The organism is Rhodanobacter sp. FW104-R8 (assembly GCF_001617365.1).
Lineage (GTDB): Bacteria > Pseudomonadota > Gammaproteobacteria > Xanthomonadales > Rhodanobacteraceae > Rhodanobacter.
In genome coordinates, this window is the sequence record NZ_LVJR01000028.1 from 42,517 (window position 1) to 55,521 (window position 13,005).

Below are 13,005 nucleotides of genomic sequence, written 5' to 3' on the forward strand. Positions count from 1 at the left end.
CGAAAAACTGTCCTCGCAGCCAGAACTTTTCGCCTCGAACATTTCTGTGGTCCCCACGCCTAGAGGCCCGACACCTGCGGCATGCGCAGGCGCACCAGCCGGTTCGCCAGGTTCAGTTCCCACGGCCGGTCGTACTTGCGCAAGCGGTAGCGCCACCCGGCCATCGCGCTCAGGTTGCGCTTGGCCCACGGCGGCGCTCGCAGGTCCTGCACCGTGGGATAGCGGCAGCGCAGCACGGTGACGAAGTCGTTGATGCGATGGCGCAGCCGGTCGGTGAGCCAGGGCGCATCGACGTGGCAGGCGTAGTCGACCCAGCGCGGCCGGGTCCACTCGTCCGGCGTGGTGGGGAACACCACCGGTTCGCCGTTGAGGTCGAGCAGCGGCACGCCCGGCCGCTTGCTGCGGTCCTTTTCGTGGCGGCTGTGCTCCGGCAGCGGCGTGTAGATGTAGATGACGATCTCCGTCTGCGGATTGATCCGCTTCAGCTCGCGGATGAACTCGAAAGTGCGCTCGGTCTCTTCCTCGGTGTTCTCCGGCGGCGCGACCATGAACGACAGCTCGGGGATCACGCCGTAGCGGCGGCACTGCTCGACCACCGCCAGGGTCTGGTCCGGGCGCGTGCCCTTGCGGATGTCGTGCAGCATCTGCTCGCTGGGCGATTCCGCGCCGATGTAGGCCATCCGCAGCCGGCTCTTGCGCACCAGTTCCCACGAGCGCTCCGACAGCTTCAGCAACGCGTCCGCGCGGGCAAAGCACCACCACGGCAGTTCGAACCGGGCCATCACTTCGAGCAGCGGCACCATGTCCGCCTCGCGGTCGAAGAAGTTGTGGTCGAAGTACTGCACCGCATCGGCGCCCAGCTCGTGCTTGAGATAGCTCAGCTCGCGCTCGAGCCGCGCGGCCGCCGGCAGGAAGGTGGCGCCGCCGAACATCGCCGCCACGCCGCAGAAGGTGCAGTGGTAGCGGCAGCCGATCGCCGCCTGGTGCGCGACGGTGCGCTGGCCGAGGTAGGTGCGCGCCAGGTAGCGGCGCGGATCGCCGAGCTTGTCGTAGGGCAGCAACCCCGCGGGGTCGTTGCGCATGATGCGGCGGGCCGGGTTGTGCACCACCGTGCCGGCGTTCTTCCAGGACAGCCCGGCGATCCGTTCCAGTGCGGGGCCGCTGCCGCCAAGCGTGGCGACCAGCTCCGACAGGGTGTCCTCGCCCTGCGCGCGGACCGCGTAGTCGACGTAGGGCGCGGCCAGCGTCGCCTCCGTGTGCAGGGTGGGGAAGTAGCCGCCCCAGATGATCGGCAGCGCAGGAAAGCGTTCGCGGATCGCCTGCGACACGGCGATCGCCGGCGCCACCTGCGGGCCGCCCATCACGCCGATGCCGACGGCGTCGAAGCGCTCCTGTTCCATCGCGCGCAGGGTGTCGTTGACGAAGTCGCGGTCCACGTTGCCGTCAATGATCCGGCTGCTGCCGCTGCGGTCTAGCGCCACCGCCAGGTGCAGCAGCGCCAGCGGGAACCGCGCGCTGGTACGCGAGGTGATGGTGGGATTGATCAGCAAGGTGCGCGGCCGGGTCATGGGCAGGCCTGCAGGCAGGCGGCGTCAGGCGTCCGTCGCAGCTGGAACACCAGCGCGACGGGAACCTCCAGCGCCCTGCGGTCGAAGTGCGCACCGGCGGGGATGTCGGCCGGGTCGAGCATGGGTTCCAGCACGCGCTCGATGCGCAGCCCGAGCACCGCGCAGGCGCGATGCCAGTGGCTGTACAGATGCGGCGTGTGCCGCACGGCGTAGCTCAGGCCGCCGGACTTGAAATCGCGCCGCCAGCCCAGCGCATGCCCGATCGGATGCACGTCGCTGCACAGCAGCGTGCCGTCGGGCCGGGTCACCCGGCGCAGCTCGGCCAGCGACTGCTCAAGGTCGTCGAGGTGTCCGACGACCAGGCCGCACACCGTCAGGTTCGCCCGGGCATCCGGCAGCGGCAGCGCGGTCAGGCTGCCCTGCACCAGCACGACCGGCGCGTCGGCGTGCAGCGCGGCCAGCTCCGAGCCGGCACGTTCCAGCATCTGCGGCGATAGATCCACGCCGGCCACGCGTGCCGCGCCGCGGCGCAGCGCATGCAGCATGTAGCGCCCGCTGCCGCAGCCGACGTCGAGCACCGCCTGTCCGTGCAATGCGGCGGGCATCAGCCCGAGCATCGCGCGCTCCTCGGCCTGCATCACCGGATTGTGCGCATGCGCCGGATAGCTGGGCGCCCACAGTGCGTAGGCCGCGCGCGGTTCGAGCATCGAGGGGCCGGACATCAGTAGCACCCGGCTTCGACGGTGGCACCACACGCGCGCCCGCTGTGCCCGGCGACCCGCTCACACTCGAGCCCGGGCTCGAGCGCGAGCAGCGCCGGCTCGGCCAGCGGCCCGGCCAGCAGTTTCGGCTTGCCGTCCAGCGTTACCGGCACGGCGTCCACGCCGGCGGCCGCGAACCATTCGGCGAAATCCGGATCGGCGATGCGCGGAACGCCGTCGCGCACCACGGCGCGGATGTCGCTGCGCCGGATGCCCGCCAGGCTGCTTTCCGCGTCGCCGCCGCGGTCCTCGACGATCACCAGGTCCGCCCGCGCGCCCGGCGCGAGGCTGCCGCGCCCGGGCAGGCGCAGGATGCGCGCGGCCGCGGTGGTCACCAGTTCCAGCAGCTGCGCGGGGCCGAGCTCGCCGCGGGCGACCACCCCGCGCATCTCGTCGAGCAGGTCGCGCGCACCGCTGAGCCGCGAGTCGCTGCCCAGCGCGAGGCGCCCGGCCGCGCACAGCCGCCGCGGGTCCAGCGAGCGCCCGAGCAGGGTGCGGTTGCTGGTCGGGCACCAGACCACCGCCGCACCGCTGGCGATCACCCGGTCGACGTCGCGCTTGCGCAGGCCCACGCCGTGAACCAGCACGCTGTTCGCCGCCAGGCAACCCAGCCGGTCCAGCTGATCGAGTTCCGCCTGCGCCGTCGCGTCGGTGCCTTCGGCCAGGTGGATCAGCCACGGGCGATCGGCGGCCGTGGCGGCGAAGCTCGACTGCACCGGCGGACCATAACCGGGCCAGCCCAGCGCGTAGCTCCAGCCGTAATCGCGCAGCAGCGCCACCGGAAAATCCATCGCGTCGAGCGCCGGGTGCCAGGGATCGTGATGCGCCACGCAGGTGGTGCCGGCGAGCAGGTTCTTCAGCGCGCCGTGGCGCAGCCGCAGCGCCTTCGGCACCTGCAGCGCGGCGGCCACGGCAGGCTCCTTGAAGTGCGCCTGGAACGCCGCGATCCAGGCGTAGCTGTTGGGAAACGGCGCCGCCGTGGGCAGCGGCGGCACGGCGTTGACGTGCAGATGCTCGTGCGCGTTGATCATGCCGGGGAAGATCAGGTGGTCGTGCAGGTCGATCCGCCAGGCCCGCGCGGCCAGCGAGGAGCCGATCCGCCCGGCCCGGATCGGCAACGGCGCGCGCGAGGCGCCTGCGGGCGCGATCGACACCGCGCGGCACAGGCTGACGTCCAACGCGGCCTGGAGTACGTCCATCGCTCAGCGCCGCCGCATCACGATCAGGAAGTGATCGCCCATGTCGCGCAGCAGCGGCAGCGCGCCCAAGCGGTCGTCGAGCCAGCCCAGCCGCTCGCACCAGCGGCGGTGGCGGCGGTAGTAGTCCACCAGGTAGGGCGGCGGCATGAACAGGCTCAGCGCGCGGTAGCCCGCCAACGAGAAGTGCCCGGCGAATGCGCGGTAGAACTCGCGCGGCAGGTAGTAGCGGGTCCAGATCGTGTGGCGGTTCATGCCCACCGCGGTGGCGCCGCGCGCGGCGCGCACGCCGGCGCGCCGGAAGCGGCCGCGCAGCGCGTAGTGCCCCAGCTCCCACGGGCAGATCCGGCCCATCACCGAAAAGACCAGCCGGCCGCCGGGCCGCAGCAGGCGCGCGCATTCGCCCGCCACGCTGCCGAGATCCGGCGCGCAGTTCAGCGGGCCGAAGTTCGAGTAGATGCCGTCGAACGCGTCGTCGAGCCGGTCGAGCTGCTGGATGCCGAGATGGATCGCGCTGACGCGGGCCTGCTGATCCTCGGCGACCGCGCGTGCCCAGGTGCGCGCGACCATCCGCGGCGACCAGTCGCTGGCGACGACCTGGTGGCCGCGCCGGGCGAATTCGAGGGCGTCGATGCCGGTGCCGCAGCCCAGGTCGAGCAGGCGCGAGGCGCTCGGGAACTCGCCCTGCACGGCGTCCCACAGGGCCAGCCGCATGCGCTGGACCAGCTCGTTGTTGCCGCGCGGGCCGTCGTAATCGGCGGCGACGCTGTCGAAGGCGCGCTGCGTGTCGAGCAGTTGCGCCTCGTCCAGGGACAGGTCGGCACACGGCCGGCGAGCGTCCGGGGCGGGTCCGGCCGTGCTCCCGCATTCAAGTGTGTGCTGCCCGTTCATGCCGATCTCTCGTCCACCGCCATGCCGCCAGCGATTCGCCGCCACGACCGGGCCAGCCGCCGGTCGGCCCGGGTCTCCATGGCCCACCGTGGTGAGTGCCGGTACGGGCCGCTTTGGTTGAATGCCCGGCCGGCGCAGGCGAAAGCGGGCTACCCCCGCGCAGGGCGCCGCGCGACGTTCCTCGCCAGGGCCGCGGACGAACCCAGGAAGACCGCCAGCAGCAGGCCGATCCCCCAGGTCAGCTCCGGGTTCGGAAACGCCTGTTTGTCGGGGACATAGACCGGCCACATCATCGATGTCTGGTAGGTGTAGGTAGGTCCGAGGCGCTCGACGAGATCGATCCGCAGCTGGCGCAGGCCGCGGATCTCCTCGTTCTTGTTGGCCAGCAGCAGGCTGGCGAGCACCGGATCCGCGATGTCCTTGCCGCCCGTCCCGCCCCTGTGTCCCGGCGCGGCGGCCTGCTCATAGTGGGCGCGGTCGGCCTCGGCGGTCTGCAGGTCGACCTCGACCTGGGCCAGCCGCGCGCGCGCCGCCCGCAGCGGCGCCTCCTCCAGGCCCTGGTGGACCATGCGCAGCCGGGCGACCGTCGCCGCGGCGAGCTCGCTGGCCTGCTGCCGGGAGTAGCCCCGCACGCTCAGCTTGACCAGCGAGCCCGCGTAGAGCAGCGGCTCCAGTTTCAGGCTCTTGCGGTAAAGCTGGGCCACCGACGACGTCTTCGCATAGCCGGCGCCGTGCAGGATCTCGTTTTCGAACGGCACCAGCTGCAGCCGCTCGATCACGCGCTGCAGCGGCTCGACCTTCGGGTCCTGGCCCGGCGGCACCTGCCCGACCTGGCCGATCTGGATCCACGCGGTCGCCTCCCACTGGCGCTTCACCAGGTGCGCGAAGGCGTAGGTGCTGGCCAGGGTCAGCACCAGCACGAGCACGAACCACTTCCACTCGCGGGTGAAGATCCGCCACAGGTCGATCAGATAGATTTCATCGTGTTCCATGGTCCGCTACTCGCTGGAGAGAAGGTGGAGACGGGGTGGGCGCGACGGCCGGCACCCTCCGGTTCGGCAGCCATGTCGCCATGGCCGGCAGCAACAGGCAGATACCGATGAAGCCGGCGTTGGTCCAGGTGAAGGCCTGCGGCCCGAACGGCGACATCACGCAGACGTAGGCGACGCGCAGGAAAATCAGCAGGGAAAACAGCGGCACCGCCGGGCGCAGCCGCTGCACGCTCCACAGCAGCATCGCGTACAGCGCGAACACCGCCAGCGCGGCGCCGAACGGGCCGAACGCCATCAGGAAAGGAAAGAACTCGGTGCCCACGTTGATGTTCGGCGCATCCAGCGGGATGCCCGTGCCGGCCGTCGCCACCGAGCCGTGCAGCGGCACCAGCTGGTTGATCAGGAAGTCGGCGTTGCGGTAGCCCTTGGCCAGGATCGCGCTGAAGTTGTAGGGACCCGCGCTGGCGTACAGGAGCAGCCATTTGATGCCTTGCGGGGCGGCGTGGTACGTCGCGCTGAACGGCAGCGTGATGTGCTCCAGCGGCCCGGAGCGCAGCATGCCGAGGATCGAGAAGATGCTGCTGCCGGCAAGCGCCAGGCCAAGCAGGGTCCTCCACGGCAGCGGCCTGGCCTCGTCACGGCGCAGCACGAGCACCAGCCCGAACGAGAAGAAGGTGGCGAACAGCCGGTTGCGGTCGATCACCAGCACCGGAAACACGAAGCCGATGGCGATGAGCGCGATGCGCAGCCGCCGGCTCCTGGCGCAAAGCAGTCCGATCGGCGGCAGCACCCAGCACATGTCCGAAACATGCCGGATGTGCGCGCGGCCGCCGTCCATCGAGGCATAGGCCGACGGCTTGTCGAACAGCGGGATCGGGAACAGCGCGAGGTCGAGCAGGCAGAACACCACGATCAGCCCGGCCAGCGCCAGCGCGAGGAACGCCTCGCGGGTGCCGGCGTAATGGCGCACGCGGAACCGGGCCAGCTCCGGCAACCGCACCCCCGCCTGCACGTCGAACAGGATGATGGCCGCCGCGAGCACGGCCAGCAGCAGCAGGCCCTGCAGGTAGTCGGCGGAAAGATCGTAGGTGAGCCAGGTCAGCCCGCAGGCGAGCAGGATCGGCGGGCCCAGCCAGATGGAGGGAAGGCGCAGCAGCCGCTTCATGTTCCCTCCGCGCCGTGGACCGTCGGCGGCTGCCTGGCCCTGGCGGCCACGACCAGCGACAGGTAGGCCGTCATGTGCAGCAGCAACGGCCCCGGCCTGCGTTCCAGGAACGAGATCTTGGCGCCGATGTAATGCGACTGCGCGCGCAGCAGGGTCCGGTACGGCTCGTCGAACAGGCCGACCCGGCGCAGCGCGATGTGCCTCGACTCGACGAGGTTGCCGAGGCGGGTCTCGATGTGCCGCGTCCGGCTCAGGTTCGCCTCGTGCATGCGGTACGCGCAGACGCCGACGTCGACGAAGCCGAGCGCGTCGCGCGCGGCCAGGCGCAGGAACAGGTCCCAGTCCTCGATGCGCAGCCCCTCGCTCCAGCGGTCGACGGTGTCGAGCGCGCTCTTCCTGATCAGCGCGACCGGCCCGCCGACCGCCCACTGCCGGATCACCGCGCGGCGGATGCCGTCGTCGGAGCGGTACAGGCTCTTGTCGGCGCCGTGCAGGTCGCACATGCCGCTGTCGTGCAGCTTCCTGCCGTCCTGGTCGACCACCACCGAATCGCCGATCACCGCGCCCTTGCCCGGGTGCGCCTGCAGGTAGCGGACCTGGGCATCGAGGCCGCCGGGCAGCAGGTAGTCGTCGCTGGCGCCGGGGCGCAGGAACTCGCCGTTCGCGCGCGCCGCCAGCTCGTTGAGGGTCGCGGCAATGCCGCGGTTATCCCGCCGCACGTACTCGATGGGGATGTCCATGCAATGCGTGGCCACCCAGTCGGCGATCCGCGCGCCGGTGCGGTCGGTCGAGCCGTCGTCGATGACGATCAGCTCCTTCGCCGGATAGGGATCTTCCAGCACGCTGTCCAGGCAACGCCGCACGAAGCGCTCGTGGTTGAACGCCGGGATGAGCACCGAGACCAGCGGCGGCGCCGCGCCTTTCGATACGTCGTGCGCCATCGTCACTGCCCTCCCAGGTAGCGCCGCACGACCAGCACGTTGAACGCGAGGTAGGCGAGGTAGTTGGCGGCGAAGGCGTACATCGCGCCGACCAGGCCGAAGTGCGCGGTGAACGCGTAGACCAGCGCCAGGTAGCTGGCCGCGAACACGCACTCGGAGATCACGAACAGCCGCGTCATGGCCTTGGCCAGCATCACGTAGGAAAGGATGAAGGAGGCGATCTTGATGACGTCGCCCGCCAGCTGCGGCCCATACAGCGCATTGGCAGGCGCGAAGTCCGCGCTGAACAGCAGGCGCGTCACCCATTCCCGCAGCACGTACACCGCCGCCGCCAGCGCGACCACCACGGGCAGAATGTAGCGGTACGCGTTGCGCAGCTCGGCCATCAGCGCGGCGCGTCCCTGGATCGACGCGAGCTTGGGCAGGTAGTAGATGTTGATGGCCGCGGTGAGGAACAGCAGGTAGGCGTCCGACACCTTGCTCACCGCCTGCCAGTAGCCGACCTGCTGCCAGCCGAGCTGCAGCGCGAGATGGTCGCGCACCGCGATATTCACCAGCGGCGAGACCAGGGCGGCGGTGAGCGTCATCACCGAAAAGGCCGCCAGCCGCAGGGTCATCTCGCGGTCGAAGCGCAGCCGCAGCATGCTGCGCTGGAAGTACGGGCTGCGCCACCACGCCGGCAGGCCGATCACGAGCCACAGCAGCTGGCCCACGATCAGCGCCAGCAGGGCGCCGTACAGATGCAGCCAGCGCGCCAGCCAGACCACCATCACGATGCCGAGCAGCGAGCCCAGCACCTGGATCAGCGCCAGCCGGCGCACGTCCATGAAACCGTTGATCACGGCCAGGATGTAGTTGACCAGCGCGATGCCGAGCTGGGCCACCGCGAGCACGCGGATCAGGCCCGCGTAGGCGGGATCGTCCAGCAGCCACAGGGCAAGCTGCCGGCTGAACAGCAGCGCCAGGCAACCCATCAGGACGGAGGCGCACAGCGCGTACCACAGCGCCGCGGCCAGCAGGCGCGCCAGGCGCGGCGGATCGTGGCGGTATTCGGCAACGTACTTCACGATGCCGGCGCCGATGCCGCCGCCGGCGAGCACGGCCAGCAGCGACATCAGGCTCATGAACTGGCCCAGCTTGCCCACGCCCTCGGGTCCGGCGAACCACGCCACCAGCTTGACCGCTACCAGCGCCGCCAGCAGCCGCGCCCCGGTGGCGAGCGCGGAATAGAAGCCGGCGCGGACGATGTTCATGCCGGACACGCAAACGCGTTGCAGGCGGCGATCACGCGCTCCACCGCGTCCTCGCCCAGCGTCGGCCCCATCGGCAGGCTCAGCACTTCCTCGTGCAGGCGCTCGGTCAGCGGCAGCTGGAGATCGTGCAGGGCCGGGTAGGCCGGCTGCCGATGCGGCGGCACCGGGTAGTGCACCTGGCTGTGGATGCCGTGCACCAGCAGATGCCGCTGCAGCGCGTCGCGGCAGAGGCAGCGCACCACGAACAGATGCCAGGCATGCTGCTCCTCGTGCGCCACCTGCGGCAGCTGGATCTGCGGATGGCGGATGCCGTCGCGATAGCGGCGCGCCACGCGGCGGCGCCAGGCGACGTCCTCGTCGAGATGGCGCAGCTTCACCCGCAGCATCGCCGCCTGGATCTCGTCGAGCCGCGAGTTGACGCCCTGATACAGGTGGCGGTACTTCACCTCGGAACCGTAGTTGCGCAGCGCCGCGATCCGCTGCGCCAGCCGGGCGTCGCCGGTCGCCACCGCGCCGCCGTCGCCCAGCGCGCCCAGGTTCTTGACGGGGAAAAAGCTGAAGGCCGCCGCGTCGCCGAACGCGCCGGCCTTGCAGCCATCGCTGCCGGCGCCGTGCGCCTGCGCCGCATCCTCGATCAGCAGCAGCTGGTGCCGCCGGGCCAGCGCCGCCAGCGCCGGCATGTCGGCCAGCTGGCCGTACAGGTGCACCGCCATGATCGCGCGCGTGTGCGGCCCGATCGCCGCCTCCACGCGGGCCGGGTCGAGGTTGAAGCTCAGCGGATCGGGTTCCACCGGCACCGGCACCAGCCGGTTCTCGCTGACGGCGAGGAAGCTGGCGATGAAGGTGTTGCCGGGCACGATGACCTCGTCGCCCTCGCCGAGCGCGCCGAGCTGCCGGTAGCCGCGCAGGATCAGCGACAGCGCGTCCAGCCCGTTGCCCACGCCCACGGCATGGCGCACGCCGCAATAGGCGGCGAACTCGCGCTCGAAGCCCGCCAGCTCCTCGCCCATGATGTACCAGCCCGAGTCGATCACCCGTGCGGCCGCCGCCTTCAGCTCGTCGGCATGGCGCGCGTTGATCGCCCTGACGTCGAGAAACGGGACGTCCACCAGGCCAGCTTCCATCAGCGCGCTCCCCATCACAGCGGCCACTCGTAGAAATCGTGCACCACGGCGCGGGCGCCGAAGTATTCCTTCTGCGTGACCAGGCCGCCGTTGAGCACCCGCCCTTCCTGTTCGGTCGAGACGCCGAAGCTGAAATACGTCCGTCCCGCATAGACGCCGCCGATCAGCTGCGCCAGCAGGAAGCTCAGCGCGCCCAGCCGCCGTCCTTCCTCCGAGACGGCCATGTACTGGGTGTGCACGGTCCTGCCGAAATCGTAGACAAGCACGCCCGCCAGCAGGGCGCCCTCGCGGCGCGCCTCGTGCAGCACGATGTGCCGCGGGAAGCGCGTCTGCAGCAGGCGCAGCTCCGCCAGGCTGTGGGTCGGCCGGGTGCCGTGCTTGTGCAGCACCTCGGTCAGCAGCGCGTGGAAGTCCGCCGGATCGGTGCTGGTCTGCAGGCCGATGCCGGCTTTCCTGGCCTTGTCGACGGCGCGCTGGCGGCCCTGGGTGAAGTGGAACGCTTCGCGCAGCGCGATGACCGAAGAGAGGTCGCGGCGCTGCAGCCGCGCACCCAGCCGATGCAGGGCATACAGATCCTCCTCGGCCGGATAGGCATGGAAGATGTGCGGCACCGCCTTGTAGATCACCCGTTGCACGCCCAGCGCGCGATAGTGGCTGGCGATCTGCTCGAACACGGCCAGCGTCGACTCGGCGCGCAACGCGTGCGTGGTGATCAGCCCGGCATAAGTAAGGCCGCCGTGGCTGGTCACCACGTTATCCCGGATGTTCGCGGGGAACACCGCCACGGCCTCGCCGTGCCGTTCGACGATCAGCGACTGGTCGACGAAGCGGTCGGCGTGGTAATCCATGTAGCCGCGCCGATGCAGCAGGTTGCCGTTGCGGGAACGCCCGACCAGCGCATCCCACGCATTCACGTCGGCGGGGGCGTAGGGCCTAACGCTGCACATCGGCACCACCGTCGCCGTAGTCGGCCTCGGCTACGCCGAAGCCGTCCACGCCCATGTCGTTGCCGTTGTAGAACATCAGCAGCTTGTCGCGTCCGCGGATCAGCGCGGGATAGCAGAGCATGCGCGAGTCCCAGCCGCTGGCGGACAGCGCGATGCCCAGCACCTCGTCGTGGCGTTCCCAGGCGATGCCGTCATCACTGCTGGCGACGCCGGGAAAGTATTCGCCGGTGACGTTGCCCCGCGTGAAGACCATGACGTAGCGGCCGCCACGCCGGTACACGCGCGGCCGGCCGATGCGGTACTCGCTGCCCCGCGGCCGCAGGCAGACATGATCCGCGCGCGGAATCGCGGCGAGATCGGCCGTCTCCGCATAGCGGATGTGGTAGCGCGGAAACGGCTGGCCGCCGATGGTCTCCCAGTCGTCGCCCACGGCGTACCACAGGCGCCAGCGGCCGTTGTCGTACATGGCCGAATGCACCGCGCCGATGGTGCTGCGGCCGGGCGCGCGATCCATGATGGGGGTTTCCTGCGTGCGCCGGAAGCTGTTGCCGCCGTCGCCGGAAACGGCCAGGCCGCTGAAGGCCAGGAACTTGGCCCTGGCCACGCGCTGGAAGCCGACGTAGAACAGGTGCAGGCCGCCCGGCGCATCGACGAGGTCGCCCAGGATCACGCCGTTGTCGTCGAAGCAGCCGCCCCGGCCGATGTCCAGCACCGGCTCGGCGCTGACCCGCACGACCGCCGCGGGGTCATCCGCCCGCACGTCGACGTAGCCGATCCGGCTGACACCGTCGGCATCGCGAAACCCCGCGTAGACGCGGATGAGCTCATCGTCGAGGCGATACGGCGTCGGCGTGAGCGCCGAGTGGCGCATCCAGCCGCCCACGCCCTGCCGCGCGGTGTCGAAGACCAGCCCCCGTTTGGTCCAGGCGAACATGCGCTCGTCAAAGCCTCACGTCGAGGCTGGACCGGTCGGGCACCGCATGCGCCGGCGAGCCGACGTAGACCCGGCCCGGTTCCGTATCGCGGGTGACCAGCGCGCCGGCGCCGATCACGTTGTCGGGGGCGACCTTCACGTGATCGTTGAAGGTGCTGTTCACGCCGACGAAGCTGCTCTCGCCGATCTCGCAGTAGCCGGAGATGACCGCATGCGAGGCGACGAACACATTGTCGTGCACGACCGTGCGATGCCCCACGTGGTTGCCGCTCCACAGCACGCAGTTGTTGCCGATGCGCACGAACGGCTGCACCACGTTGCCTTCGAAGATGAAGCTGTTCTCGCCCACCTCGGCGTTGCGCCACACGAAGGCGCGCGAGCTGACGTAGGTGGCGAGCCGGTAGCCGCGGCGCTTCGCGTCCTGGTAAAGGCGCGTGCGCAGGCGGTTGAGCTGGCTGGCCGGCACGGCGACGAACACGTCGACTTCGCCCGGCGGGTAGTGCGCCTCCAGCGACTCGTAGGCCACCACCGGACGGCCGGCCAGCAGCGGCTGCGCGAGGTAGTCGCGCTCGACGCTGAAGGCGACCACGTCATGGTCGCTGTCGTGTTCGAAGTACTCGCAGGCGATCTGCGCGAACTCGCCCGCGCCGACGAGGACTAGAGGCTTTGGCATGCCGCCATGCCCTCCTGGTACACCGGGCCGCGGACCTCGCGCAGGAACGCGGCGTAGTCGGTGATGTAGTCGGCCGGGTCGTACAGATGGTCGGCCAGCACCATCAGCACGCAATCCTCGCTGAAGTCGTACAGCTCGCGCCACACCATGCTGCCGAGGTGCAGGCCGTACGAGGGGTCGTCGAGCACCACCTGCACCGGCCCGCTGCCGTCGTCCAGCAGGAAGGTGACGGAGCCGCGCACCGCCACCGCCAGCTGGTTGAGGTGGCGATGCGCATGCCGGCCCCGATGCACGCCGCCGTGGGTGGCGAACAGGTAATACACGCGCCGGATCACGAAGGGCACGTTGCGACCCTGTTCCAGGGCGACCAGCATGCCGCGGCTGTCGCCGTGCTTCTGCAACGGGATGCGTTCGATTTCCATGTTCCGGGCCCGGCGGTGACATCGAGGAGAACCGACCTGTCTGTGTGCCGCCCGGCGAACGAAAGGTTGCCTCGGCGGCGGCAGGCACCTGCGGAGCGTCACGCGACGGACTTGCCGGCTCCGTGGATCCGGACGATC

The 13,005-nt window shown here is 70.3% G+C and carries 13 protein-coding genes; all 13 read right to left on the minus strand.

Features of this window, described 5'->3' with window-relative positions; all coding sequences use genetic code 11:
• Positions 1-59: 59 nt before the first annotated feature.
• Positions 60-1,568 (minus strand): B12-binding domain-containing radical SAM protein, encoded by a 1,509-nt coding sequence (locus tag RHOFW104R8_RS09045; RefSeq protein ID WP_068093918.1) that lies wholly within the window; start codon positions 1,566-1,568, stop codon positions 60-62.
• Positions 1,565-2,290, minus strand: coding sequence for a class I SAM-dependent methyltransferase (locus RHOFW104R8_RS09050; RefSeq protein WP_068093915.1), 726 nt, complete (start codon positions 2,288-2,290; stop codon positions 1,565-1,567). Before RHOFW104R8_RS09050 ends, RHOFW104R8_RS09045 begins: the two co-directional genes overlap by 4 nt.
• On the minus strand, positions 2,290-3,528 hold the full coding sequence (locus tag RHOFW104R8_RS09055) for an amidohydrolase family protein (protein WP_068093913.1): 1,239 nt from the start codon (positions 3,526-3,528) through the stop codon (positions 2,290-2,292). Before RHOFW104R8_RS09055 ends, RHOFW104R8_RS09050 begins: the two co-directional genes overlap by 1 nt.
• A gap of 3 nt (positions 3,529-3,531) precedes the next feature.
• Positions 3,532-4,416 carry a class I SAM-dependent methyltransferase gene (locus RHOFW104R8_RS09060; RefSeq protein ID WP_082823577.1) on the minus strand — a complete coding sequence of 295 codons (885 nt, stop codon included), beginning with the start codon at positions 4,414-4,416 and terminating at the stop codon, positions 3,532-3,534.
• Positions 4,417-4,565: 149 nt separating this feature from the next.
• Complete coding sequence (locus RHOFW104R8_RS09065; RefSeq protein WP_068093910.1) at positions 4,566-5,408, minus strand: Wzz/FepE/Etk N-terminal domain-containing protein; 843 nt, start codon at positions 5,406-5,408, stop codon at positions 4,566-4,568.
• A complete protein-coding gene (locus RHOFW104R8_RS09070; RefSeq protein ID WP_068093909.1) occupies positions 5,395-6,573 on the minus strand; it encodes a hypothetical protein in 1,179 nt (392 codons plus the stop codon). The genes RHOFW104R8_RS09065 and RHOFW104R8_RS09070 overlap by 14 nt, the downstream gene beginning before the upstream one ends.
• Positions 6,570-7,514: a glycosyltransferase family 2 protein gene (locus RHOFW104R8_RS09075; RefSeq protein WP_068093908.1), complete on the minus strand. Its 945-nt coding sequence runs from the start codon at positions 7,512-7,514 to the stop codon at positions 6,570-6,572. Before RHOFW104R8_RS09075 ends, RHOFW104R8_RS09070 begins: the two co-directional genes overlap by 4 nt.
• Before the next feature lie 2 nt (positions 7,515-7,516).
• Positions 7,517-8,767, minus strand: coding sequence for an O-antigen translocase (locus RHOFW104R8_RS09080; RefSeq protein WP_068093907.1), 1,251 nt, complete (start codon positions 8,765-8,767; stop codon positions 7,517-7,519).
• A complete protein-coding gene (locus RHOFW104R8_RS09085) occupies positions 8,764-9,891 on the minus strand; it encodes a DegT/DnrJ/EryC1/StrS aminotransferase family protein (protein WP_153021691.1) in 1,128 nt (375 codons plus the stop codon). Before RHOFW104R8_RS09085 ends, RHOFW104R8_RS09080 begins: the two co-directional genes overlap by 4 nt.
• Positions 9,892-9,905: 14 nt before the next feature.
• Positions 9,906-10,838 (minus strand): GNAT family N-acetyltransferase, encoded by a 933-nt coding sequence (locus tag RHOFW104R8_RS09090; protein ID WP_068094045.1) that lies wholly within the window; start codon positions 10,836-10,838, stop codon positions 9,906-9,908.
• Positions 10,825-11,772, minus strand: a complete 948-nt coding sequence (locus RHOFW104R8_RS09095) for a hypothetical protein (protein WP_068093903.1) — start codon at positions 11,770-11,772, stop codon at positions 10,825-10,827. Before RHOFW104R8_RS09095 ends, RHOFW104R8_RS09090 begins: the two co-directional genes overlap by 14 nt.
• A gap of 7 nt (positions 11,773-11,779) precedes the next feature.
• Complete coding sequence (locus RHOFW104R8_RS09100) at positions 11,780-12,445, minus strand: acetyltransferase (protein ID WP_063089809.1); 666 nt, start codon at positions 12,443-12,445, stop codon at positions 11,780-11,782.
• Positions 12,430-12,867 (minus strand): FdtA/QdtA family cupin domain-containing protein, encoded by a 438-nt coding sequence (locus RHOFW104R8_RS09105; RefSeq protein ID WP_068093900.1) that lies wholly within the window; start codon positions 12,865-12,867, stop codon positions 12,430-12,432. The genes RHOFW104R8_RS09100 and RHOFW104R8_RS09105 overlap by 16 nt, the downstream gene beginning before the upstream one ends.
• Positions 12,868-13,005: the final 138 nt, after the last annotated feature.